General features: G+C 43.8%; 15 protein-coding genes and 1 pseudogene. 4 read left to right on the top strand and 12 right to left on the bottom strand.

Annotation, left to right across the window (positions count from 1 at the left end; all coding sequences use genetic code 11):
- Positions 1-403 precede the first annotated feature (403 nt).
- The 3 genes from QUA00_RS05860 to QUA00_RS05850 all read right to left on the bottom strand — a co-directional run bounded on the left by QUA00_RS05860 (position 404) and on the right by QUA00_RS05850 (position 2,944).
- Positions 404-1,258, bottom strand: coding sequence for a hypothetical protein (locus QUA00_RS05860; RefSeq protein ID WP_333409019.1), 855 nt, complete (start codon positions 1,256-1,258; stop codon positions 404-406).
- A gap of 192 nt (positions 1,259-1,450) precedes the next feature.
- The gene (locus QUA00_RS05855) at positions 1,451-2,368 is read right to left on the bottom strand and encodes an ATP-binding protein (protein ID WP_333409018.1); all 918 of its coding nucleotides are present in this window, start codon (positions 2,366-2,368) and stop codon (positions 1,451-1,453) included.
- A gap of 72 nt (positions 2,369-2,440) precedes the next feature.
- The gene (locus QUA00_RS05850; RefSeq protein WP_333409017.1) at positions 2,441-2,944 is read right to left on the bottom strand and encodes a hypothetical protein; all 504 of its coding nucleotides are present in this window, start codon (positions 2,942-2,944) and stop codon (positions 2,441-2,443) included.
- Positions 2,945-3,234: 290 nt separating this feature from the next.
- On the opposite strand from QUA00_RS05850, the gene QUA00_RS05845 reads away from it, so the two are divergent.
- A complete protein-coding gene (locus QUA00_RS05845; RefSeq protein ID WP_333409016.1) occupies positions 3,235-7,806 on the top strand; it encodes an ATP-binding protein in 4,572 nt (1,523 codons plus the stop codon).
- 81 nt (positions 7,807-7,887) lie between these two features.
- On the opposite strand, the gene QUA00_RS05840 is transcribed toward QUA00_RS05845, so the two are convergent.
- The 4 genes from QUA00_RS05840 to QUA00_RS05825 all read right to left on the bottom strand — a co-directional run bounded on the left by QUA00_RS05840 (position 7,888) and on the right by QUA00_RS05825 (position 10,460).
- Positions 7,888-8,202, bottom strand: a complete 315-nt coding sequence (locus QUA00_RS05840; protein ID WP_333409015.1) for a hypothetical protein — start codon at positions 8,200-8,202, stop codon at positions 7,888-7,890.
- Entirely contained in the window at positions 8,199-8,561 is a 363-nt protein-coding gene (locus QUA00_RS05835) for a DOPA 4,5-dioxygenase family protein (RefSeq protein ID WP_333409013.1), read from the bottom strand. Before QUA00_RS05835 ends, QUA00_RS05840 begins: the two co-directional genes overlap by 4 nt.
- Positions 8,562-8,695: 134 nt before the next feature.
- Positions 8,696-10,006, bottom strand: a complete 1,311-nt coding sequence (locus QUA00_RS05830) for a hypothetical protein (RefSeq protein ID WP_333409011.1) — start codon at positions 10,004-10,006, stop codon at positions 8,696-8,698.
- Positions 10,007-10,145: 139 nt separating this feature from the next.
- Positions 10,146-10,460, bottom strand: a complete 315-nt coding sequence (locus tag QUA00_RS05825; protein WP_333409010.1) for a hypothetical protein — start codon at positions 10,458-10,460, stop codon at positions 10,146-10,148.
- A 26-nt stretch (positions 10,461-10,486) separates the two neighbouring features.
- On the opposite strand from QUA00_RS05825, the gene QUA00_RS05820 reads away from it, so the two are divergent.
- The gene (locus QUA00_RS05820; RefSeq protein WP_333409009.1) at positions 10,487-10,927 is read left to right on the top strand and encodes a hypothetical protein; all 441 of its coding nucleotides are present in this window, start codon (positions 10,487-10,489) and stop codon (positions 10,925-10,927) included.
- A 133-nt stretch (positions 10,928-11,060) separates the two neighbouring features.
- Here QUA00_RS05820 and QUA00_RS05815 read toward each other — a convergent pair whose 3' ends face one another.
- From QUA00_RS05815 to QUA00_RS05800, 4 genes are all read right to left on the bottom strand, one after another.
- A complete protein-coding gene (locus tag QUA00_RS05815; RefSeq protein WP_333409008.1) occupies positions 11,061-12,992 on the bottom strand; it encodes a hypothetical protein in 1,932 nt (643 codons plus the stop codon).
- The gene (locus QUA00_RS05810) at positions 12,970-18,141 is read right to left on the bottom strand and encodes an AAA domain-containing protein (protein WP_333409007.1); all 5,172 of its coding nucleotides are present in this window, start codon (positions 18,139-18,141) and stop codon (positions 12,970-12,972) included. Before QUA00_RS05810 ends, QUA00_RS05815 begins: the two co-directional genes overlap by 23 nt.
- 518 nt (positions 18,142-18,659) lie before the next feature.
- The gene (locus QUA00_RS05805) at positions 18,660-19,739 is read right to left on the bottom strand and encodes a GIY-YIG nuclease family protein (RefSeq protein ID WP_333409006.1); all 1,080 of its coding nucleotides are present in this window, start codon (positions 19,737-19,739) and stop codon (positions 18,660-18,662) included.
- Between the two features lie 35 nt (positions 19,740-19,774).
- The gene (locus tag QUA00_RS05800) at positions 19,775-20,476 is read right to left on the bottom strand and encodes a tyrosine-type recombinase/integrase (protein WP_333409005.1); all 702 of its coding nucleotides are present in this window, start codon (positions 20,474-20,476) and stop codon (positions 19,775-19,777) included.
- Positions 20,477-21,019: 543 nt separating this feature from the next.
- Between QUA00_RS05800 and QUA00_RS05795 the strand changes: the two genes are divergently transcribed.
- Together QUA00_RS05795 and QUA00_RS05790 are read left to right on the top strand one after the other, a co-directional pair.
- Entirely contained in the window at positions 21,020-21,265 is a 246-nt protein-coding gene (locus QUA00_RS05795; protein WP_333409004.1) for a hypothetical protein, read from the top strand.
- A 243-nt stretch (positions 21,266-21,508) separates the two neighbouring features.
- A pseudogene (locus QUA00_RS05790) lies at positions 21,509-21,673 on the top strand (IS701 family transposase); the annotation flags it as partial.
- A gap of 142 nt (positions 21,674-21,815) precedes the next feature.
- Here the strand turns inward: QUA00_RS05790 and QUA00_RS05785 are convergent.
- Positions 21,816-25,196, bottom strand: coding sequence for a DUF499 domain-containing protein (locus tag QUA00_RS05785; RefSeq protein ID WP_333409003.1), 3,381 nt, complete (start codon positions 25,194-25,196; stop codon positions 21,816-21,818).
- Positions 25,197-25,373 lie beyond the last annotated feature (177 nt).

Raw genomic sequence — 25,373 nt, 5'->3', positions numbered from 1 at the left:
TTTGATATAGCTAGCTGCGGGAGTGGGAGTCCCGCATTAGCGCCTCCACAAGCGGGGCGTTACCCACAGCTAGCTAACAAATTCTCCCAAGCAGTAATTCAAAACAGCCAAGACACCTTCATTGTCTAACGACCCAATGTCACCTGCTTGAAAATGCCTAGTAAAATGTTATGCAGAAACAGAAAGTAATAGATACCGAAAGCAGCCAAGCCCCCTAAAAGCATTACTATATCTTGCCGAAGCTTGGCTATACCAATGAAAACACCAAGAAGAATTGATACGGTGATAGCGATGGGAATGTCGAACATAAGGTAGACCGCTCATTAATGCTAATGATTTACCTTCCCAATCTAGGTACTCAGCCCCGGTGTCGGATGAAATGCGATCCAGATTTGAAGTTTTGTTAAGCTTTGCGGTAAATGCCGCCTGCCTTATCCGTGCAAAGCAATTCCCCTTTGTGCCACGCCCAGCCGTGCAAATTGCGGCTAGCTGACACTCCTAAACTCATTACTTCCGACAGCGATTTGTTGTAGGCGACCAATTGCTTGCCGAGCAATGGGTCATTTTTGGCCTCCATTTGGCACGTCCACAGAACCATCCCAATCCAAGAAAAACCAACTGTGTGCCAAACTAAGCTTGTTTTTAATCTCTGCTCCTCTGCCTTCTTAAGTTCTGGGTAAATGCCATCAAACTCGGATCGAGCCAGAAGTTTAGTGTACTGCTTACCCACTTGCCTCCACTTTTTCATCGGAACCTCGTAGTAAGGTTCCAGACAGACAGAGAAAGAACTGTCCGCATCTTCTTTTAAAGTCTCTGCAAATAAATCATAGGCTGATTGAAATGGATATTGTCTCAGGCTAGCTTGGTGAAAAAATTTGTACCAAAAATGGGCTAATGGCTTGGAAAAATGCTCCACATAACCCGTCCAGATTTGGAGAAGTGCGTGGCGTCTTTTGACATATTTTTCGGCAACTTCGCAAAGCTCCCACCGAGCTTTGTACTCATTAACGCAGCAGTTCATTAACTCAGCTTTTCGTTGAGAAATCTCTTGCCGTTTTACAGCTTCCTCAAGCGGGTAATAGTCCTGAACAAGCCACTTAGATTTCCAGCACTCAGCCAAAAGAATCTGGGTTTGTCTTGCTTTGTGCCATTCCTCTATCTGAGCTGGTGTCTTAGCTTGCTGTAGGAGGCGATCGCTGGGCAAGCTAGCTATAAGTTGGGCAATTTGTTCGTATATTTCAGAGATTTTTTGATTCATTAGATAATTCGGGATAAAGTGGAGGATTTCGGACGGTACAGACTAAGCGGGGATTGCTTCCCGATCGAGGAGGCAGCGATGGCTCCGCCCCGGATGGAGCCTACGCAATCGGGAAGTTTGAGCATGGCGTGTTGGGGTTTTGGTCTGGGTTTAGTTTCTCCCAGAATCTGGTAGCCTGAAAAAAAAGAATTGCTATTTTTCGATAGCGCTGGCGATGTTTCTAAGTTCTTTCTCAATGCGGTCATATCCATTGCCCCAAATGATATTTGGTCCTAATTGACGAGCGATATCAACTTCAAAACTTTGTTGATACGTGCGGTTTGCCATATCCGAATAAGTTAAGTTGATCTCGAATGGAGGCAATATTTTCTGCCTGCCGAATGTATTTTCATATTCATAAATATCAAAAAACAAAGGAAATTTCTCGCAAATAATAGGAATCTGTAGAGAAAGTTTTTCCTCAAAATTTGAATGTAGTATTTTTGATGGCGCGTCAATTTTAATAGAAACATTAATTGCAGCGGCGGCATTCAAGACAACGATACCGAGTTGAATAACTCCACTATTTCCCGGCTTCACGCGGACAAGATGGCTGAGTAAAGGTGTTCTCAATCCCCGCCGAGCGTGAATAGCTTCGACAATAAAGTGATTTGCCGGAAGAGTATGCGCTCCAGCCCTAATGTAGTAACGGTGGTCGTTAGCCATGTGCGGGCCTATTTCGCTTTCACCAAAGCCAATTAGAAATACACCCTTTCCCGGTTCAATATTACAACCGCAGCCATTGTCTTCAATACTATGTACCGCATAAGCAGATTTAGGTGTCACCTGTGAAATTACCCGATCGATCCAATCCCGTCGCGACTGCCGCCCCACGCTCAGAGATATTCCTCCGTCAGGCTGACCGTTCCCATCTACTCCGACAACAAACAATCCACCCCCGCTGTTCCAAAACCCCGAAGCAGCTTTGGCAATTTTATCGCCGAGTTCTTTATCATGTTTAATGGCACTGCTCTTGTACTCGTGTCGGTCATCTTCGGCATTCGGCAGAAACTCTGATAAATCTAGGTCTTCGAGTTTGAGAATATCGTTGGGCTTTGTAGGGTCAAACATTCAAGGTACTTTGAGGATAAAATGAACAAATTCAATAAACTAGCGTAGCTGTAGGAACGATCGCACTTCTGGTTAGTTAATCCCATCTGGCAAGTACAAATCGTCACCCGGAAGCCGCCGTTCGATAACCTCTTTTCGGTTCTCCAACATAACCGAATCAACGAATTTACCAAACCGCAAGTTGTACTCTGGTTCAGTACGCTTGATGCTGAATGCTGCATCAGCCCGCCGTTCGATAGATTCTGCCATGCTGGCTTGAACTAAAGCTCGAGCTTTCACGTTGCCTTTGGTTGCTTCATTGAGCCAGTATGCCGTAGCTAATGCAATGGGAATAGGCTTGATTAATTGAGCGTTACCTTCCACTGGAATGCTTTGGGCTTGCGTAAAATTGTATCTCTTGAAAGGTAGAGCTAAAGGCGATTTCCCAGTGATGAACCGGGTCAGCGATTGTTTTTGCTTGTCCACCGCACCCATAACTCCAATCGCATCGACTTTGTAGCCGCCATCGGGAAGCTGATAAACAATCAGCGGAATTGCAGCTAAAAGGATGGTGGCAGAAATAGCTTTAACTGTCATCTGTTAGTTCAAATAAATTATAATGACCGGATATTAGTTGGCGTTGACTAATTAATCAATTATACTTCTGAGCAAAGAATTTAGTTAGCGGACTACCGAACCCAGCAAGTACGGTTTACTGCACTGCTGCGTTACTCACCTCAATAGAATGCCTGGGGAGCGCGATCGACATTCCGAAGCAGCGCTCTCGCCTGTGCTACATCGCCGAAAAAAACTCTGAGTTGTAGAATAAAAATTACACTCGTACAAGACGCAGTAGGTTTTTGTAAAAAGATTGAATTGAAATAAGTATGAGCATTGCAGGAAGAAGGTCTAGCCTTGGAGATGAATATCAACTGCGTGTAGCGCTGCACTGGTTGATTCGACTTTTAGAAGACGATACTATCGAAAGCATTCAAGTTAATTCAACAGGGATACCAGGGGAATATTCTTCAGTAACTGTAGATGATATTGTTGTTCTCTACAAAAATGGTTATGCTTGTTTTATCCAAGCCAAAAAAAATCAACCTCAGCATGAAGCTTGGTCATTCTCAGATGCAGAGTTAAAGAAAGAATTATGTAAGGCTAGAGACCAACTGGAATCGCGAGAAAACTCTGAAGTTAGGTTTTATTCGCGTTCTCCATTTAGCGAGTTGAAAAAGCTAGTTGAGGATTGCGGATACTTTCCTGAATACTCGGCTTTTCATCGGGATGCACCTAAAAATCAGTTGGAATCCCTAGAAAAACTTGCAAAAATTTTAGGGCGTTCAGAAGAGATTACCTATTCTCTGGTTCGGAAAATAAGCTTTGGCTCAACTCACGAGTTCGATGACTGGGATCGTCAAAATCTATTAGACCTCGAACGACTCATACCAAAAGCTAACGTTGCGAAGCCCATACTAGAGCGTTATCTGCAAAGTCACGAAACCCATTTAAGAGATACAAAATATATTATCACCCAGTCAGATGTATTGGCTGAATTAGCCAGACACGGATTAAGTCCAACACCAAAACGTACTGAGGCAGAAATCCTTGCAGAATTCAAACAAGCTTCAAGTATTGGGCGAAATTGGTTGCGAACCATAGACGGTAAACCTATTCCCCGTTCCGAGTTACCAAAACTAATCGAATTAATTGAGCAGGGAAGTCGAAGCATTCTACTCACAGACCGTCCCGGTAGCGGTAAAACTTGCTTGTTACTCGACCTTGTAGATTACATTGAGCGCGATAAAGAGTCAGCTTGGGGACTTTTATTTATTAAAGGAGACCAGTTTACAAATGCCGAAAGCGAACACAACTTAGTAGCGAATGGCTTACCCGAAGATATTGTGGGTCAATGTGCTCGTCTGACAAAATTTCGTCCAACTGTCGTGATAATTGATTCCCTAGATGTTTTGTCGCTAAGTCGTCAGCATGATGCCCTCAAGGTTTTTCTGAGAATTATCGACCGTCTTGAAAAAATAAAGGGAGTAACTATTATTACAGCTTGCCGCATTTTTGACTTAGAGTATGACCCTTTACTTCGAGGTCGTTCTTGGCAACATAAAGTCAACTTACAACCACTTGATTTTGATGATGAAGTTAAACCTTTCTTAATCAACTGGAATGTTGATATTTCCAATATAACCCCTGAACTGCGGGTCTTGTTGCAAATACCTCAAAACTTGCGGATTTACGAGAAACTGGCAAAACTTGGTGTTCAGTTGCAACCTGCATCTGCTTACGAACTGTACAACAGTTTTCTTGAGGAAGTCGTAGTCAAAAAACAAACGCTTGGTACTGATGCTATTGTTGCATTGCAAAATATGGCTGAAAAGTTAATGCAGCAGCGACCGAAAACGAAGTTGTGCAGTAAAATATCTTTTGGAACCAGCGAAGATATTGTCAGGCAGTTGATCAGTCAGGAGGTGCTGCTAGAAAATTCGCCTAGTCTTTTGGAATTCAGTCATCAAACTTTACTAGAATGTATTACCGTCCGAGCTGCGTTAGCTAAAAACCAAACTTTAGCGCAATTTATTCTCGTTCATCCTCAGCTACCTTTTATCCGTCCCGCAGTTCGAGCATTTTTCTTTTATCTGCGTGCTTCTCAACCCGACATATTTAGGCGACAGGTGTGGGAGGTGTTGTCCCATGAGGGAATTGCTTATCATGTTAAGCGTCTTATTTGCGAATCCTTTTCCGAAATATCACCCGTGGATGAAGATTGGCGATTGCTGCGTAGAATTTTCCAAAACTTCCCAGATTTATTTCGACGTTTGTTGTGGCGAGTAAAAAATCGAGCTTGGTTCGATATTCTCACGAAGCAGTGGTTTCCTGAAGTTCTATTAACAACAGAACGGGAAACTTGGTTGCTTGAGTTTGTTCGGCATCTGAATGTGTGGATGAATGTATACCCTGTAGAAGTCGTGGCATTTTGGAGCGAAGCAATCAAGATACCATGGGCGAATGAGCAAAATGTCGCAAATACCATTAGCTTTAGGTTAAACAATTTTGAAGCTTGGAATACTGATGGTATCCGTGAAATACTGGAACAGCTAATTGAAAATGTTAATGCTAAAGATACCCGGCTTGGCAAATATCTTAGTCAATGGGTGCAAGCAACAAATTCTGGAGATGACTTGTTGTGGAGGTACATTACCAAAAATATTTCAACCGAAGATGTAGATAATTGTAATTTAGGGAAACTGCGTTGTAGGCCTCATAATTTCCACAAAGATGACTTTCTAGAAGTACGCCTTTGTCAGTCCGATATATTATTTGATTTAGTTTTAGGTGAATTGGAATCTTGGAGCGCTACGAGATATAGAGAAGGTAGAGGGAGCCATTTTTTACACGATACATCATGGGTAGGAAGACACAGTAGTAATGACATCCTTCCTTGTGATGACCTTAACGTCTTACTTGATGTTGTGGAGAAGGCGCTTAAACATCGCGTTCGCCAAAACAACGCTTGGTGGCGGGAAAATGAATCTCGGTTGCAAAACTTTCAAGAATTAGCTATACGTTACTTTCTCATTGAAGCTTATCAAGAAAATATTTGTGATTCCTGCTCTATTTGTGGAATAGAAAGCCTGTTACAAGATGAGCAACTTTTTCGCCATAGTGATTTAAGTGACGAACTAAGTAAACTAATGCACATGGCTTACCCCAAACTCTCACAATCAGCGCGAGAAGCTAATCAAACAATGATTTTGTTGCTTGTGTCAGAGCGAAAGGAATATGAAAAAGAATATTCTTTTGAGGTGTACGACGATCTATTCTATTTATGCCTTTCAATTCCATCCTACTTCCGAATCGAAAAATTTCAGGAATTTATTGATAATGGAGAAAAATATTTTGGCGACACCCGTCCTGAACCTAACATTTATAGTTGGGGTGGATTTGTAGGACCACCGCTATCTCCACAAGACTTGCTCAAGCTATCAGATCGAGGCATCTTTCAGTTACTGCGTTATTACCAAATACATCGAAGCCAAAACGGATTTGATTTTGATACAGTAGATAGGTTGGGTGGATTTAGTGAGGTTAAAAGCGTACTGCGCGATGCTTGCTCCTTAAACCCTGGACGTTTCGTAGTTTTATTTACCCGTTTTATCGAAGAAAATCTGCACAAAGATTATGTAGACAATATTGTAGAGGGAGTCGCGCTTCATCTGCGTTATCGTGTTGGTAACTTAAGACCAGCACAGCAATCGGAACCGATAGAACCCCTTCCCGAACAAGAAACACTCGCAGCTACTTTGCTCAATTGGCTGGAACGCTATTGGATTATTTGGGAGAATGGTAGGATAGTTAGTAAAGCCTTAGAAGCTTGCTGTGAGGTATTAATTGATTCTGAGTCAGCCGAACGCTTATCATTATTGCTATTTTGGCTATACGCGAAATATTCGAGCGATAGAGACATCAGAGCAAATAACCAAGATATCGTTTCCGCCGCTTTTAATTCGATACATGGTGTTGCAGCACAAAGCGCAATAACGCTCTGCAATCGATTATTAGAAAAAGAACAGCCTGTCCCTGAATTGCTGTTGTTACTACTGCGTAACGTTGCAGGCGATACAGCAATTTATGTCCGTATTCCTGTTCTTCAACGTCTTCCTTTCCTAATGTACAAAAAGCCTGATTTGGGATGGCAACTGTTAGCGGATGTTTTTAAAGAACCGCAATCCCATCTATGGAAATATACAGACAGGTGTTTGTATTATCAGTATCAAAACAATTTTGACCGAGTGGCGCCGTACTTAAATCGTCTTTTGCACGAAGGAATGGAAGAATCTAGCGGTATTTGGGGACGAATTTCTACATTAGCCAGCTTGGCTGGACATATCAGTCTGTCAGAATTATTTGAAGCATTGAAAAAAAACAATAGTCATGCCGCATTGCTGGGAGTAACTAAAGTATTTACGGCTAATTTAAGCTTACAAGAACATACATCCAAATGTATCTCTGGACTATTTGCTGTTTTAGAACATGAAAATTTATCTGATAACATTATTAGAGAAATAGATAAATGTTTTAAAGACAATAAAATAACTTTAATTCCGCATGAGTTTGCTTTTGCTTTTATTAAAGCACTTCCAGGATCCACAAGTGAGTTTGATTTTCAGGGCTTTCTTGAATGGTTAGGTTATGAATCATGTCGAAATTCGTTATCTGTACTGGAATTAACTGAGGCATTAGCCCAAAAATTAGAAACAACGATAGATGCAAGTCAACTATGGGAAACGCAACCATTAATTTCAGCATTAAACGAAATTTTACGGGAAGCAGATGAAACCAATGATCCACAACTAATCCAGCGTGCTATTAACCTACAAGACCGTTTTTTGAGATTGGGTGTATACGGGATGGAGGAATTACTTGATAGGGCTGGACAAGACTAATTAAACTCGCTACTACATATAGGCATTGAGCCAAAACATGTGTAAAAAAGTGCAAGATAAACCACCCAAGCCTTACCAAATCTAAGTTTCAATAATACCAAACAGCAGAGAGATAGCCTGTTCCCAAGGTTGAGGAACATTCTTCGCCGTATAGCCGAGATAACGGCTTTCCGAGGACATGAGGTAAATAAAGGTTAAGAAACACCCGGTAGAGACTGAATTATTGGAATCAAAACGCCAGCACCCCATTATTGGAATCAAAACGCCAGCACCCCATCTAAAGTCTACGGCACTGCACTGCATCCAAATCGATCGGGTGTCGGCAACCAGAGATCGGGCATCGGAGTTCACGGTGATGACAAAGGAACTGCTACTTTTTACGGAGCGTGAGCTCACCCGCTGGTGCTGGCTGTCCTAGGTCGCAGAACTTCGACATTCAGCTCTAGTTTTTCTCCCAGCCACAGAGAATGTAGGGTGTGGTCTGCCAGATCGTCGCCTGTTTCGGGATGGACGAGAATATCTAACCCCTCGCGGTGGAGCATCAACCAAGGAACGACTTTGCCAAACTGCGGGGGTAAAAACGCAACTTGATACATCGCTTGGGGGTGGGGCCCGATGGGTTTGTCGTGCCAGCGCCCTAACTGCACCTCAAATTGAGCCAATCCTTCGCGCACGTGCTCTGCGGCATCGCGGCTATCATTGTCAAAGTAAATATGTGCGTGAAAACCAACAATTTCGATGGTGTCTTCTTTCATCATTTTCACTGGGTTATTGAGCCGACATCATGATAAAACGGCTGTTAACTGAGCGGCTAACTTAGTATGTTGCTTGGGGAAAGGCTGAACCACTACTTTGAAGGGGTAAGCCGTGTTATCGCAAGATTCCTCGCTCATTCGCTGTCCTCCCAATCGAGTTGCCAGGGATAATCAAAGAGCTTCAACAAAACTTGTTCCAGGTAATTAAGGCCCAATTGCCACGCTTGATATCTGGTACTGTCAGAAATGCGGCTTGCCTTCCTGCGCTCTTTGCTTCTGGGATGAACTATGGCGTTTCGCAATTCGGTAATTGCCTGCGGCCCATCAACCCAGTTGTATTCCTTTGACTGCTGAACCAAATCAGTCCAACGGTGGTGTATTGACGAGTCAATCCCCAGTTGCGAAAGCAACAATCTAATTTGATCGGCGGCTGGAATTTTTTCAAATCCATGCGCGCTGATGCTCCTCTTTTCTTCTACCAAAAACACCCACGCTAACCTTTCCAAAGCTGTTTGCTCTAAAACAATTGAACCATTTATGCCACCCGCTTTTTTGTTGCTTTCTAAATACCAGTGAATTGACTCTTGCACTAGCTCTCGCCAGTTGTCATTTTCCCAGCGGCGCATAAACCCTGGGAATATATCAACTACTTCTGTAGAATCAATGTCAAACCAGATACAGCCATTTTGCCAAGGGTCTGCTTCGACCAGAGTGAACCACTCTTCCCAGACCTGCTTTCCTGCTTCATCATAACCAGTCAAAAATATGGGAGCGACTCTTATTCCTCGTGCGAAAGAAAGATATTCGGAAAATGCTTCTAACAGTTCGTTGGCTTCGTCCAGGCTAAACAGGTTTTTGTCAGTTCGTTCCAATTTGCAGGCATGGGTGAAGGCATAACCTCCTTGTTCTTCAAGCAGTTCTTTCGTATCTGGTGCGCTGTTCATTGTTACCAGCACTATCCGCCACCGATCGGTTTTGTAAACAAACTGCCCAAACCAAGTGTCTAAATCCCAATCCCAGTCGGTGTCGTCTTCCCGTTGAGAACAAGCATGGGCGGTAAAAAACGGAATATTAGTTAAATGAAAGAGCAAGGATTTTATTTTTACTTTCGTGCCAATAATAACTGGCTTATTAAAAAATCCAGCAATCTCAATTCGGCTGCGATTGCCGTTACTTGTGATTTTCAAAGGGTAGGGTTCTGTTATGACTCCCATTTCTGTCAGGTTGAGAGTCACTTGCCCAGATTCTAAGTCTGTTTGATTTGCATAAATAAATTCAAATTTGGTATGTGGTGCGGGAAACCATGCAAACTTTACAGTTGCTTCTCCCTCGATAACATTACTTTCCTGAACAATTTCTGCCGCACCTTCATACAACAGTATCGGCTCATTAGGTTGGTGTCCTTCGTAAAGCTTTGGATTCTGTAAATAGTTGCTGGATAACATATATTTGTTTGCTGAGTAATTAGTGTAGTGTAGCATACTACAAGAGATTTTTGGTTTTTAAATTACGGTGTAATGGTTAATGTTTGTACTTGGGAACGATGGCTGCGCCTTCTGGGCACTTATCTAACCCGCTGCTCTCTCAATTTTGACTCACCTCATCTTCCATCTCGATCGCCTTTCGCATCCGATTCAAAATCACGCTCGCACTTTGGGCCTCGTTTCGTACAAACCCCGCAACACGACCTTGATTGGAACACGCGAAATAATTAGTTAGGCAAGCCGATGCAATGGGGGCTCGGGTTGCGTGCATATAAAGTGTAGCGACCGCACTCTTCGAGATTGGGGGCATGGTTGGTGTTGGGTTTGGTTCGGTTTCTCCAAAAATTGGCGTATCGGTGGCGATCGGCAACAAGTTTGGTAATAGATTGGTCGTGGTGACAAGAGAACTCGCCAAGCCTGACACTCCCCTTATTTCCGAATATGTTAACCGTGAATAAAAACTTGAAAACTTTGTCGGTTTTCCTACCGATTCTAGCACTGGGTATTGTTGCCACACCTGCACGCGCAGGGAGAATTGAGGGAGCATCTGTTTCCTGTTGGTTGCTTCGCCAAGACAAGATAGAAGTTAAACAAACCTGCATCTATGAGTCGGTTTCTTGGACTGGAGGCGGAGGAAGGACTTTGCGCTGGTTCGATGGCAGGCAAACAAAAATGACGTGGGGATTACAAGGGCGCGGAGAAAGACCTTGTGCCGGGGATAGCACGAGCATAGATGGTGTCTGCGGTGTGGTATATTTCCGCCATCCCACCACCTTACAACGGATTTCTGAAGAAGAGAGCTACAAGCGCGCCATAAACCGCCAACTGGCCGTGACCTGTGTCCAAGTACCAGATAAATCAATCTGCTGGCTATTTAGATGAAATTAATCACAAAGAGAGAGGTGTGAGTGTTAAAGTTACCTTCGCAGAAGTACCAAAAATAGATGAAATCTCAATAGCAGCAGCTTTCATTCTTATGGTCGGGCAGCAACTAATAATAAATGCTGTAACTTTTTCAACCTTGCTTACTCCTCTTTTTTTTAAGAGATGCTTTTTTACCTGATGTTTTTTGAGGGCGATCGAGTTCTTTAACAACATATTTTAAAATAAAATCATCAGGCTTTACTAACGCCGAGTCTGCAATGTTCAGGCGACGGAATTGTGACCAATGTTCATTTAATAGCCTCAAAGCTTGGTGGCGATTTAAGGCGGAGATCGCACCCATAACTTGACGCAAACTCGACTGCAATAACTCAAGATTAGGGTCTGCCTCCGAAAATTGACTCACCATTGAAATTCCTGTTGCCAAATAAGGTGAATCCGGGGATATCTTTTTCGCTCTTAACCCCTGACGAACCACATTTAGCCACACCGGATAAAGTTCTAACCAATTAGCGAGTTGCAATTCGTTTAATGCCATTTCCTCCATTCCCAACGCTCCCCAAGTGCAAAGCGATGTTTCCGCTAAATTAGCATTCCGATTTTTCACCGCTAACTCCCATGATTTTTGAGCATGATCCTTAAACCGAACTGCTAGAAAATCATAAGCTTCCTCAACTTTATCAGTAGCCGTAACCTTATAAACCGTCTCACCGCGTGGTAGCTTATCGCCCCGATAAGATAGCCAATTGTGAGAACCGCACAAGTGAACTTCCCGATCTACAACAACTTCCTTCGCATGAGAATTTCCCAGCCAAAATACCTGCACTGCTGACAAACCTTCCCGCGTTTTAATTTCTCTTAGCTTTTGCTCAACTTGTGGCGGTATGGGTCTGCTTTCATTCTCTTGTCTCCGAGAAATACCGTGACCAATTAAAACCCATACTCCCCTATTAGCTAAATTTTGGAGTAATTGGATAAACTCATTATCTACCACTTCCTGGCTTACCCAAGGAGAATAAATTAAGACTTGATGATTTCCTCCTCTCAAAGTTTCTAAAAAAGATTGGCGAATTTGAATATCTCGCAGTAAAATTACCTGGTCTTTTTCCTGACTTCCCTTCGGCGGAACTTGTTTTCCAGTTTCCCTCAATTCTTTAACAGTTTCAATCGCCTGCTGTTCAATTTTCTTAATTCTGTCTTCAACTTCTTTATTTCGTTGATTGAGGAGTTGTTCACGCTCCGCAGCAATCGTTTCATCACTCAAATATAACAAAGTTTGTAAAGAAACTTTTCCTTCACTTTGGAAAATGTCAAGTAAATCAGAGGCATAATGTAAAATTTGTTTTCCTCGTCTCATTTGCAACTTAATGGCATCTTCAAGCGCATCAAAAATAACAAAAATTGAAACAGATTGCCAGATAGTTTGGCTCTCCTTGGTGAAAAAAGCAGCAGTAATGATTTTCCCATCTTCAGGAACGTGCAAGCCTAAACCAGAACCCTGAATAATTCGTTGGAGTTCCTCAAGTCCTAACTCAGACATTTCTTGACACCGATTTTCCAGGGTGATAAAATCACCAAATTTTGGTAGGTCAATTTCTACTGCCTCTACAGGGGAAAATACAAAAAATAGATTTCCTTGCAAGGGGTCAGCGATCGCATAAATTTGCTTTGTTTGTGGTGGTTGCGGCACAGAACCTTCCAGATAAAATTGCCGACCTTGAGGGGTTAGAATAATTTTGGCATCCGATGTCCAAGCTAAAGTTTCTAAACTCCGCAGAGTCTTAGCAGTATTTTGCACAAATACGGGATCAAGACCTAATGCTGCTGCTAGTTCATTTTCAGTGGGTATCAATTCACTCTCCATACCAGCGCGGAGAATAAATTCTTCCAGAATGTTAAATTTGCGAGGTTCGCTAATAGTAACTTCTACTGATATTTGCTCTAAAGGATAGCGGAATTGACGACCAGCCAGCACTGATATGCCAGCCGGACTTTGCTTTTCTATTTGTTGAACAAAATCCTGTAATTGGGGGTCAATTGGTTTAGGAGAGGATACTAGAAACATCAATCAGTCCTCCATTTCGGCGTACAATATTTGCTATTTCTGAATACATACTTCCAACTTTACCTTTATGCTGTGTAAAAAGTGAATGGCATCCCACAACTACCAGCAATTCTTGAGCGCGGGAAAAGGCGACGTTTACCCGTTCTGGCTTTTTAGCAAAACCAATATCTCCATTAGGGTTGTTCCTCACCATGCTGACAATAATAACTGCTCGTTCCATGCCCTGAAATCTGTCAACAGTACCCGTTCTAATGGAAAGTGAGGGAAATTTGCGATCGCTAAGCATTTCTTCAATTCGCCTCAATTGAGCACCATAAAAGGTAATGATGCCAATTTCTTTTTTGGGTTCTCCTTCCGCAACTTTCAGGCTCCACACATCCTCCATTTGTTCGCAGAGAATGTCAATCACCTCGACTTCCTTAAGATTATACCTTGAAGTTCCCTCTAACTGCTCTTGAAAACTCTGTTCTTGCGGCATTTTTACCCAGAGCAGGTGATGTTCAGATCGGATGATGTCGCCTGCTAAATTGTGCGATCGCACCTTCTCAGGCTCAATAATCCCACAACGCAGGCTATGGTCGTAAAATTGATTAATCGCTCCCATAATGTAGGGGTGCATCCGATACTGAATAGTCAGCCGTCGCTTGATGCTTTCTGGTGCAGCTTCAAATTGTTTCTTAAAGAGAGATTCTTCCAGAAAGCTAATATCATCCGGTTCGCTTCCCATTTCTGTCGCGATTTCCTCTAAACTCTTTTCATGTAGCATTGGCGGTAATTGGCGGTAGTCACCAATCAATACTAATTTTTTACCTTTGAGTGCAGGTATCAGAATTTCTGGAGGCGTACATTTGCTCACTTCGTCAATGATGACTACATCGAAATTAGTAAATTCTTTGAAACCGTAACCTGCTACTTGGCTGCAAGTAATACCGATGACGTTGGCATTGTCGATGTACACTTGCCTCAATTCACTCTGATCTTGTTCGGAGGGGTTACGGAGTTTGGCTATCCAATCATGAGTTAGGTTCTCATAGCCTTTGAGCTGGGATTCTTCTTGAGTTAGTTCTTGATGCCAAGCATCGAATTGCGTTTTTACTATGCGTAAGAAGTTCAAATCAAATAATCCGTTGACAGAAATTGGTGGTTTAAGGCGATCGGGGATACTTTGCCATGCTGACTCCCACCATTTTCGTTCAGAAATTAAAGTTGGTGGTAGTTGCTGTTGTTGGAGCTGTTGCAGTTGAACGTCCATTTGCTGAAGCTGATTTTGATATTCTCGAAGTTGATTTAAGGCATTACTAACCGCCTTTTGTAAGCTTGCTTGAATGGTTGTAAGAGTCTCTTTTGTTTCTTGTACTCCTAATAATGGAGCGAGTGAGGAGATTAATTGTTCAAGCTGACTGATCTGATTTTCCCACGGCTTTGCTCGTTCCAAAAATTCTGATACAGGTGTGTTAGCGAGCGCTTGTGAAAAAAACTGAAAGGAGTGATACCGCATAGCTAAAATGCGTAAGTTTGCGGGAATACCTGACTCCTTGCTCAATTTTGCTAAGACTTGTATCGCTCTTTGTGACTTGGCTTCAGATTCACGCTGAAGAGCCTCTAATTCCTTTTTAGCATTTGCTATTGCCTGCTGTTGCTTTGTTGTCACTGGCTGCTGTTCCTTAAGCTGTAGTTTTAGCTGCTGGAGTTGTTTTTCAGCTTCCGGTTGATTCTGCTTCAGCCATTGAGATATACTGGCAGCAATACCATCAATCACTTCGGTTGCAATGGGACTTAATTCCGCATCAAAATTGGGAATTTGCACTTCACTTTGTTTGGCAATTAAATTAGCAATTTTCGAGCGACACCTATCGAGGTTAGAACGCCAAGGCTGAGGTTGTGTAGGGACAATTGCCAGCAAATTAGGTGGCAATTTAATCAGGTTATCTGTAAATCTCCGCCTCTCTTCTAAACATTTTTTTAATTCCTCATACACGCTATCATAAGCTGTAGATTCCCAGTTTTTTAAGGCTTTTAAAACAGAGTTCTTTCGGTTGTCTTCTAATTCCTGTTGTTGGTTCAGCCAGTTTCGCGCACTAACAGCAATACCGCTGATAACTTCTTTGGCTACTACGTCCAGTTGAGGCTCAACAAGAGAATTTTGCTTGGCTTCACTTTTGCTTAAATTAGCAAGTTTTGACTTACACCTATCAAAATGCGATCGCCAAGGCGCAGGAGTAGCATTTACAAATGACACCACATCGAGCGGTAGTTGAATCAGATTATCTGTAAAGGCTCGATTAGTTTCTACACATTGCTTCATCGCTACATAAACGCTATCATAAGCGGTGGATTTCCACTGGTCTATTTTAGTTCTGAGTGCAACAATTCTTGATTGTCGGTTTTGCCAACTATTGAGGCTTTGTTGTAGGTTTTTCTGGTTGGTAAGACTTTGCTGATAGTTTGTTTCCAAAAGTTGAACGGAGGCTGACTTCTCACGGAACACTTGTGCAGCTTGCTCGGCTTCTCTAAGGGATGACATCGCATCTCGGAAATGAGACAATGACATTTGAATTTGTGGAAGATATTGATGATTATTTAACCAAGCCGCTAAACGAAAATGATTAAGCCGTAAATCGTGAGGAATTTGAAGATTTATTTTGGTAGCTAGAGTAACCGCTCTTTCAACTTTTACCTTGAAGCTTTCTTCAGAAAGATACCCCAATCTAAGGTCTTTGGTACTGTCGCAGAGTTTTAGAGCTGCTGTCAATAAATTACTGACTGCTACATCTTCCCAATTAATTGAAGATTGAGATATTAGCAATTCCAAACCAGGAAGGAGATATTCAACAATTTCGCGTTGTTTAGCTTCCGCTTCTTGATAGACACCTTCCTGCACTCTACAAGTTTCCTCTAACTCTACCTTGCGCGATCGCAACTTCTCTTGACTTATTTGTAAATTTTCCTCTTCTCCCAAATAGGCATAAAATCGCGCAGATTCTACTAACAATTCCCGAAAAAACTCTATATTTTCCCGCTGTTTAACTAATCGCTTCTCACAATCATCAGCCGTATTTTTCAGCCAATTACCAATTACTTTATCTTCCAAAAATGGCAACCCTTCCTCTTCCACTCGCTCCGCACGACCCTTTCGCAAAGCGCGAATAACAGGACTATGAATTAAGCGACTCAACGCATTATCAACAGCTAAATTCGCTTGAGAAGCAATTAAAGTCCTCCCACCCCGCAGGGCAACTTGATAGGAAATTTCAGCGATGACTGTTGTTTTCCCCGTTCCTGGTGGCCCTTGGATTAGCACTAAATCGGGTGCACATAACACAGCTTCTACTGCTGCAACTTGGTCATCATTAGCCCCAGATAGTAACAAATCCTCTGGCTTCAGTTTAACAGTTGCTTGCAAGGGTCTTGCCTTAGAAGCATCAAAGAAAAACTCTCCTACATAGGGATTCTGAGCAATTCCCATTTGCAAATCATCTAAAGCTTTTTTCTGTCGCTTAATTTGAGTTAAATCTCCCGCCGCCTCGAAAGACAAAAAGCCTGTTTTCGGTAACTGATAGTGTCCTTCTCCTATTTTTTCTACTAACTCAGAATCCAGTCTCACCCGGATAAATCCCTTTGCTCTGTCAATCTCTTCTATCGAGCCTAATAAAATTGCATTCCACTTTGCCGGCTGCGGGACAGATTCTATCTCTGATTTGTTATCATCTTCTTCACGAATTTCTTCGACTCGAACTACAAGTTTTATATCCTCATTTCTAGCCTTAGCTGCTCTTGTCCAGAAGTCATCCTGTTTGAGAAAAATTCCTGATGATTTGTCTAGTTTTGCCTCATATACAGTAATCTCAAAAGTGATTTTACGGGTAGCAGAGCCGTAGTTATGACCATAAAAAGGTACGAAAAATTCTCGCGTCTTAGCAATTCGCTCTTCAATCTTTAAAAAGGCTTTCCAACCTTTTAACTGTTCTTCTGTCGGCACGCAATCCCCACAAAAGGGAACAGTTTTCATGCGATTTAAAGCTGAAGTTGGCACTCCCCTCCGCGATTGGTGATTTAGGTGTAGACTTAGGGAGAAAAGAACGGAAAAACCATCACTATGTCCTCGCTCTGGGGAAACTAAACGAGCAGAAAGTAAGCGCAAGCCATCGGCTCTGCCTTCGGTGACAAGAGCTAATAAACTTAAGGTTTTTTGCCGTTTTTCAAGGATTTCTGGTAACTTTGCTGCTTCGATATCTGTGGCGATCGCTAGTTCCCATTTTTCTTCTCCCGTTTCTTCTCCTGGCCCTTTGCGGCGGACATAGAAAAGCCTGGGTTCGTCTCCTAAAATATCAGATAGCAAGTCTTCGGCACGATCGCGGCGATCGCTAAATTCTGGATACTTTTCCAGAGCATCTTTACCTTCCATTTCACGGATTAGGTAATCGATCGCCTGATTCCCTAAAAACCGATATCCCCAATTTTCCTCATGATCATTGAGAGGTGTTGTTGCGATTTGTGATGAGAGAGGGGATGGATTATTACTTATTTGAGGTGCTGTAACAATTGCAGAAATTTCTATCGAGATGTTGTGGCTAGATGCTTGCAAAACAATAGAGCCAAATAGGTTAGTTCCGGCTGGAATATCTTTGGAATTGACGATAATATTTAGTTTCTGCAAGCCGCAACAAAGGTAAGGCTGCTGTACTTGTAACCAAGGCTGGGAGCAGGAAACTGTGCAGTCGCTGCCAAGTTGGAGTTGTTCGGTTCGTTCCAAGTGTCGGTCGGTTTGGATTTCCCCAAAGTAGACGGCGGCGGGAATGTCCCAGCTTACTCCTAGCCACTGGACGTGGGGAGCGGTTCCTAGACATCTTACTCTATCTAAAACTGGCGCGGTATTTACTGCGGCTGCGATCGCAACTTCTCCCGTATTGCCACCGACAGTCCGCTGAACGGTCAAGTTTTCCAGTTTCACTCCGGGAACTGTGATTTTTAAGGCAGGTTCGTCAGTGGCAAAAATGACGCTGTTTTCTCCCTCCCCCCGAAGCAAAATCGCTCGTTCAATGGTAAATGGCCCCTTATATTCCCCTCCTGTCAAAGCGATCTCGTGTCCATCTTTAACCATTTGCAGCAATTCGCCAAAGTTGTCGGGGTTAGCGGAGAAAGTAGGCATAGATGCTTATTTATGGGGAGTGCTCGGAGAAAGTGTTGATTTTTGGGCTTCTGAGGTAAACTACAGTTTAACGCTGTTTAGTTACGGATAAGCTGTTCCATACTTCAATATGCTTCACTTAAGAGTGACAGTCTGACGGATGATGCGAAATTTTGAGCCTTAACTCAATAGTATTGAGGCAAAGCGCTTCGCTCCATTCATTGACGATTGCTACGCCTCTAATCGATAAAAAACTCGATATTGTTACGGAGTATAGCTTTAACCATATCCCCGCGTGCAAACCAAAATAATTTTTATGTCGCGGAGCGTCCAAGAAAACTACATTAGTTATCAAGTTGCGAGAAACCCGAACAGGTTTTATTAATAAGGTAGACTGGAACTTGATTCGCTATATTGAAGGCTTAGACGCTTGTAAAGTAGCTCCAAATCTTGTAGTGATTGCTAACCTTATCCAGTTTGATGAACCTGCCACAAGCCCTTATAGTTCGGTGACGATGCGTAACTGCTGCGGGGTTTAGTCAGAGGCGATCGCACAAGCCGATCGCATCCGACTCAACATCACTCAACACTTTTGCTTCCATCCCGTACAAATCATTCAGCACCGCCTTGACGTTCGGAAACGCAAAATACTCCGTCAGTTTCCCGATGCGGTAATTAAACGCTTTGTATCGGTGTTTGAAGTACAGTTCCACATTCCCCCGGCTCTCCCAAAGTCCCAGCAAATTAACAACTACATCCGAGTAATGCCCTCTCACATCTCGCTGCACTTCGGCTATCCTCTCTTCAATCTGACGAGTTGTAATGCCAATTTTATAGAAGCAGTGACCGTCCGCTTTGACTTCCAGGAAATAGAGCGAGTTCACCAAAATCCGACGAAGCTGCGATCGATAAATCAGCAAATCAGCCCGCCGTTCATCAAAACAAGATAACCCCGCAGCTTCAGCCACCTCTACAGAGCGCTCTAACTTCACCAACTCCGACAACAACAAAGGTTCTTGGACTTTGTTGAACAACACCAGGGGAAGTGCGCCAACGGGGATTTTACCGAGGTTAGTAAACTGATAAGAGCGATCGCCCTCCGACTCTAGCAATCCTTTCAACTGCCATCGAAAATTTACCAAGTCTTTGGGAATGGCGTAATCCTGTGCACCGTACTCTTTCCACAGCACTTTCAATTGCTCCAATTCCTCTCCCTTAAGTTGCACGTTGAAATGCTCGTAGAGGGGAAGCGAGGGAAACGCTTTGGTTTTAATCCGCTGTGACACGGGCTTGCAAGTTTCCCCGGTGTGGGCGAAGTGATGTTCTTTCACCGCACCCTTTTTTGCTGTGAGTCCGCCACCGCAGTAGAGACAAGCGAGGTTAGTTTTTCCGCGCACAACCTCATCAATGCTCGTCAGTTCGCCGCTGAGAGCAACACCAAATTTAAGCCACATTGTCAACAATTCTCCTTTGAGCCGGTTTTGTAGATGCACCTGCTCCACACGATGGCTTACGCCCCGCTTCGCTACGAGAATTGTAACAACAAATCTAGGGGTTAGGGCTTCTGCCTTGGGAAAGAAAGCGATCGGCACTCGATGCTCTTGATGCGCGGCTGTCAATCCAAAATCTAAAATCTAAAATCTAAAATTGCCCGTCACCAGTCGGGAATTTCTTGGGCCGCGTCGTCGGATGGGGCTTGTGACAGTTGCTCTCTGGGCAACGGATTTTGTGGGGTTGGGGGAGCTGAATCAGGATAAGTGGCTTTCCTGACGTAGGAAAGGGTAGAGAGTGCAGAGACGGCTCCCCTTACTTGGTCGGGCCGCACTTCTAAGTATTTCTGCAATTGTTCTAAGTTGCGGTGGCCGCTGATTTCTTGAATAATCCGCAGCGGAATCCCGGCGTTGCTCATCTGAGTGAGTGCCGACCTTCTGAGGCTGTGGGTGGAAGCGCCGATGATGCCAACTTTTTCGCAGGCTTCTTGGAACAGGTGAGAGGCGGCTTCTGGGTTCATGTGCTTCCAGTGGTGGTTGAGGTGGCGGCTGGGGAACAGGTAGGGGTGTGAGGGATGTTCGTAAGTTTCTAACAGCAGCCTCAAATCTTGAATGATCGGGATAGTGCGGGTGCCGAGTTTGCCTTTGGTGTTGCCTTTGCGGATAATCATTTCGGAGCGGATGACACCCGCCGGGGTGAAAACATCGATGACTTTCAAGCTGCACGCTTCGGCAACTCGGCAGGCGGCATAGAGGCAAATTCCGAAGAGGGCGCGATCGCGATCGCTCTGCAAACCGTCGTTGAACAACTGTTCGATTTCCGCTTGGGTGAGGATTTTCGCCTGCCCATGTCCCTCTATTTTCATTTTGGTGTATACCCGACCTGACACCAGAAAGTTTGCCGCAAATACTGCATTACTGCACCGGTAGACGGGTATTTCTTATTAATGCGACGGATCTTTTAGGATGGGAATAGCTGGGAGATGAAGAGAATTTGGTGTACATAAAGTTTTTTGGGGTTAGCGAACGCCAGCTTTAACAGACTGACCCGTAGAAACCGCTTGTTCGATAATATCCGCAGCGCGAGTCACACCGCCAGCATGACGAATAGTATCTTTTGACATACTCACCGGACTGAAGCCACGGTGATTCTAAGGTCAGACAGCAATTGCAGGCATAGCCTGTCTAACATCGCCTAACTTAGCGAAAGACATTATTAATTATCAATTATCTTCGTTGTTTCGGTTAACAATTCTGGGTTCAGGCTCTGTTTGATGGCTTTGGTTTTGGCGCTGTGTTTTTCTCGCAGCGGTGATTTTGGTATCTATCTCAAAGAGGAGCTGGACGAGCGCGCATTATTGGCATTTGCCTCTACCTAGCAGGCTTCTCTGATTCTGCCACCAGCGTAGATGTTGCCGATATTTACTCCCGTCAGCTTGGGTGAGTATTGGTTTGTCCGTTTCTTTCTGTCTTGCTCTAATGCGCGATCGACCCGACAAAGCAAGAATTTGCAGCACTTACTGCATTACTGCATCCGTCGGGGGTATTTCTTAATGCGGCGGGTGAAGAATTGGCAAGTTAGGAGAGGGCGATCGCACTCTGGTTTATTGATATGTTTGGTTAAGGATACAAGCGCTGCGTTTGAGGTGAAGTGATGCCGCTGAGAGCATTTTTTGTAGACCGAGAGCTATTAGCCCCAAGAAATGTCCGATGAAGAATGGCTCAATTTAAAAGCTCAGCGTATTCTGTCGGTTTAAGTTGCTTGGACAGGTGACTTTGGTAAAATTGAGGTAACATTATTGATAGATGGGGCTGATTAAAAATTTTGATCTCCTCTTTTTTTAGCTCAAGTTACGCAGATCCGATACAGGTAAGGCTTTTGACGGGGTTGTCACCCCGTCAAACCTTTTACCCTATTTAACTTAATTCAGCCTTGGCTTACAGTCTTTCCTATTCCTCAATTATCTTTAGGGTTTGCTAAACTTCAATCTATCGTTGATAGGCTTACTTCCTCAATTTTTATATTCCTGTCTCACCCTGATTTATATTTTTCCTCTGTCTAAAGTGACATAAAAGGGTTAAGTGCTACTTTGTGGCTAGTGACAGCTTTGCTATTTCTAGGTCAAGCAACGGTCAGTCTCCTTACAGATAGCGATTAATTCTTTGAATCGCTCGGACGGAATTTGTATTAACTCTGACCTTCAGCTATTGCAGGGTTAATTTGTCAGAAATCTTGTGCAAGATTTCATTGATTTGTCCGATTACTTCATCGTAAGGAGGCGAGTCTCCACTAAGTTCGATGTGAAACTCGAATTTTAAGTTCATCCCAACAGCCGCCTGCTTAATTTCAGTGAGTTTGTCAGACAACTCTTGAATTTCAGAAATGGACAGTTGCGCTAACGCCTTTACGCTGTTTTTGTGGGTGTCAGTTGATGCAGTTGTAACAACTTTGTAAGCTGATGGTGCTGGGTTAGTTGGTACTGTGAGGGACGTTATTGAGGTAGAGGCGATATCTGGAATGGGTTCTGAAGACGGTGACACAGCAGGCTGCGGAAGTTGCAATAAAACTGTTGCGGCATCAGCATAGGGACAAGGCAGGTGGGCGGAATTGGGTGCATAAGCAATGCGTCCGGTTCGCAAGATGCCTTCGATCGCATTTGCAACAATTTTCCAAGGCAGAGGATGTCCTTTTGCGTGAGATAGAAGCTGGGCGATCGCCCCAGCATTGGTTTGTCCGTCTTGCCACGCTGCGGGTAGATTTTCGGGTAAAATATCGTTAATTGAAATGGGTTGAGGAGGCGGTTGTAGTTGGGCGGTTTCTGTTAGTAAGCCGGTGGGAATGTCTTCCTCCAGCAGGCAGGTATTTTCTGCGATTAAGCACAATTTACCGCTTTTGACAGCTTCCGTGATCGCGGCGTCAATAATACTCTGTTCAGTTTTGGGTATGGCTACATATTCTGAATAGCCTTCTTTGGGAATTTCTATTGTATGACTGCCCGAAAAATATTGATAAACGTCGCCAAGGGTGAGAATATTTCCCGTCCACAAGTGCTGGAGTCGGTTGGGTTCTAATACCGAGGCATCTAATTCACTAAGTTCGGCAAATTCGGGTAAAACCGCTTCTAAACTGGGTTCTTTTAGGGCAACTTCATCTGGGCGTGTGCGCCAGAAAGTTTTAAACGAGCGATCGCCTCGCATATACTGTAAGACAAAAATTCCTTCCACGCAGCCATCAATCAGCGTATCGCGAATCGATTCCGTTTTCAGCATTTTCGGTAGCGCCGGACGTTGGGAAAATGCACCTACCAAGTCATTGAAGCGTCGCGAGGGTTCGCCTTCCCGCCAGAGGTCGTAAGCGCCACCGGGGAGAATGGCTTCGGCGGTAATAGCGGTTTCCTGAATGCGAGATTTGGAGTCAGCTTTAATTACGTTAAATAACGGTTCGCCGTTCCCTACTTGCACTTTAAAGGCTTGGATTTCATCTTTATCAGAAACAGTTACCACAATGCAGTAAGCTTGTTCTACTGCTTCTGGAATTTTGTTTTTGGAATCTTTGAGGTTTGACTCTAGCAATTGTTTGCGGTTGATATCCATGTCTTGGTTTTTCAGTTGGTCTTGCACTTCCATCCAACCGAGGTAATTACGAATGCACGATCGCGCCACGTCTAACCCACTGCGATCTGGTACGGCAAGGACTATGACATTACGATTTTTGGCGCGAGGGGCATTGGAGCCAGTTTCGGTAATGAATTTGGCGGCGTAAGCGCTGGGGTTGCCAGATGTAGATGTGGCTTGCGGGTCGAGAACTGCGTAATGAAATTGGCCGTCATCTTTGATATCGCTGGGAGATTTTGGTAGTAAATGCGTCTGTATGCCTGTTCCTTTGGCACCGGCGATGAGGTTCTTGCATTTTTTTATTTCGTCTTCTAAACTTCTCTCAACAAAAGCATTAGAAACGCGATGCTTGCAGGCCTCATGGTGCATTTGTTTGAGATTTGCTTTTGACCCCAATCGCCAAAATTTTGGCAGTTGATTTTGCCCACTTTCAATATCTTGAAGCATCTCTTCGTCGAGAAACCAAGAGACATTTACCCACCGGATCAAAGCTTTTTCTAATTCGATTTTGTCAGGGTTGGTGTGACCTAAAAGCAAAAGTAACTCCCGCGTTAAAGCTTTTTGGCCGATCGGTTGCGAGTGCAAAAATGTGGCAAAAACCGCTTGTTCGATTTCCCGGTGTTTTAAATTGGTTTCCGCTTGCAACTCTCGCGCCTTTGCTAATTCGCCTTCAATAATATTATTCCAGTCCTGGCGCTTGCCTTCATATTCCTCAGTGGTGGCAATATTGGTGAGTTCTTGCGCCCCGTCGGAGAGAGAAGCTTGGGTAGGGTCGCCAATAAATACATTCGCACCAATGAGAGGAGATGTATCCCACTTTTCGGCATCGCGGAGGGCGAGGGTAAAGGTTCGCAACACGCCCCGTGTGCGTTGAAATTTTTCTAATCCCGTCCATTTACTGTAAAAAATTTCGGTTAAGTCTGGATGAAAGGGATAGTTTTGTACGAACCTTTGTTCAGCTAAGTGCCGTGCTTTATTGGTTTGTTCGTCGAGGGCGGCAATTCCTTTTAAGGCTGCAACGGCTTGGGGTTTAAATGCCGTTCTATCTTGAATAGAATCAGGTTTAAATAATCGACGGCGTAACACTTCCGCCACGTCATCTTTGCCAACAGGTTGTATTTTTTCTTCTTCTTGACGTTGAAAAATATTAGCAATTTCTAGGGTCAGTTCTCGTCCAAAGGTATCGTTTTTATTAGGATCGGAGGCCAGAAGGGAGGCCACGATACAGGCGCGATCGCTTTTCGTAACTGCTTGCAGAAGATATTGGAAAAAGTTGACTAACCGGGTGCGCCATTTTTCATCCAAAGCGACTTTTTCTCTAACGTACATCAACACTTCATCAATGAGGATTAAAGTTCCCAATCCTTCAGATGCCGGAATTTTGAGCAAGTTACTCCATAAATTCTCGGCGGGGGCGCTTTCTCGTTCGGTATCAGTATTGTCAGCGCTAATTAACTTTAACCCTTCAATTCCAGCGAGTTGAAAAGCTAAAACACTCCAAGGCTGCTTTAACCAGCGTTTCTCGCCATCGGGACTTTGCACTTCCATGCCTTTTTCGGCATCGAGTTTATCAAAGGTGAGGGCGGCAACGCGAGTTTTAGGGGGCGCGATGCCAATGTGGGTGATAAATTCGTCAACGGCAGGCAAGTTTGGCAGGTTATCGGGGTTGTTGACGAGGTGGTAAAGAGTAATTAAAGTGTGAGTTTTGCCACCACCATAAGTTAGTTCAAGTTGGCGGATGGCTTTTTCACTTTGCCCTGCTAACCGCAATACGACATCTTTGGCTAACTCGCGCAGGGCAAATGTGGGATAAGTGAGGGCAAAAAATTCATCTGGTTTTTGGTAAATGGGTTTGGCTTGACCCATCATTACATCATAAAGGTCAGCCGCAAACATGGCGAGAGATAATTCTCCCGATTTGAGATCATCGCGCAATTGAACGACTTGATGCCAGGGTTTCCAAGGTGTCATGGGTTTTTTCCTATCCAAGTGTTGATGCGAGTTTCTAAGTTAACTATATCTTCTGGGCAAAATTGCCAAATGCGGTCATACCGTCGCGCCGCTTCTTCAGCTAGAAGCTTGCGTCCTCCTCCCGGCGTAGCTAAGAGATTTTGCTGTTGGGCGAAGGGTAAAAAGTAGGTTGCTTTA

Source organism: Microcoleus sp. T2B6 (assembly GCF_036700475.1).
Lineage (GTDB): Bacteria > Cyanobacteriota > Cyanobacteriia > Cyanobacteriales > Microcoleaceae > Microcoleus.
The sequence above is the reverse complement of the archived record's forward strand: the minus strand, read 5'-3'. Positions and strand labels throughout refer to the sequence as shown.

Excerpts from the sequence above, each read along its gene's own strand:
- QUA00_RS05860 (WP_333409019.1), bottom strand. The coding sequence starts at position 1,258 with ATGAATCAAAAAATCTCTGAAATATACGAACAAATTGCCCAACTTATA.
- QUA00_RS05855 (WP_333409018.1), bottom strand. The coding sequence starts at position 2,368 with ATGTTTGACCCTACAAAGCCCAACGATATTCTCAAACTCGAAGACCTA.
- QUA00_RS05850 (WP_333409017.1), bottom strand. The coding sequence starts at position 2,944 with ATGACAGTTAAAGCTATTTCTGCCACCATCCTTTTAGCTGCAATTCCG.
- QUA00_RS05845 (WP_333409016.1), top strand. The coding sequence starts at position 3,235 with ATGAGCATTGCAGGAAGAAGGTCTAGCCTTGGAGATGAATATCAACTG.
- QUA00_RS05835 (WP_333409013.1), bottom strand. The coding sequence starts at position 8,561 with ATGAAAGAAGACACCATCGAAATTGTTGGTTTTCACGCACATATTTAC.
- QUA00_RS05830 (WP_333409011.1), bottom strand. The coding sequence starts at position 10,006 with ATGTTATCCAGCAACTATTTACAGAATCCAAAGCTTTACGAAGGACAC.
- QUA00_RS05820 (WP_333409009.1), top strand. The coding sequence starts at position 10,487 with ATGTTAACCGTGAATAAAAACTTGAAAACTTTGTCGGTTTTCCTACCG.
- QUA00_RS05815 (WP_333409008.1), bottom strand. The coding sequence starts at position 12,992 with ATGTTTCTAGTATCCTCTCCTAAACCAATTGACCCCCAATTACAGGAT.
- QUA00_RS05810 (WP_333409007.1), bottom strand. The coding sequence starts at position 18,141 with ATGCCTACTTTCTCCGCTAACCCCGACAACTTTGGCGAATTGCTGCAA.
- QUA00_RS05800 (WP_333409005.1), bottom strand. The coding sequence starts at position 20,476 with ATGAAAATAGAGGGACATGGGCAGGCGAAAATCCTCACCCAAGCGGAA.
- QUA00_RS05795 (WP_333409004.1), top strand. The coding sequence starts at position 21,020 with ATGTTGCCGATATTTACTCCCGTCAGCTTGGGTGAGTATTGGTTTGTC.
- QUA00_RS05785 (WP_333409003.1), bottom strand. The coding sequence starts at position 25,196 with ATGACACCTTGGAAACCCTGGCATCAAGTCGTTCAATTGCGCGATGAT.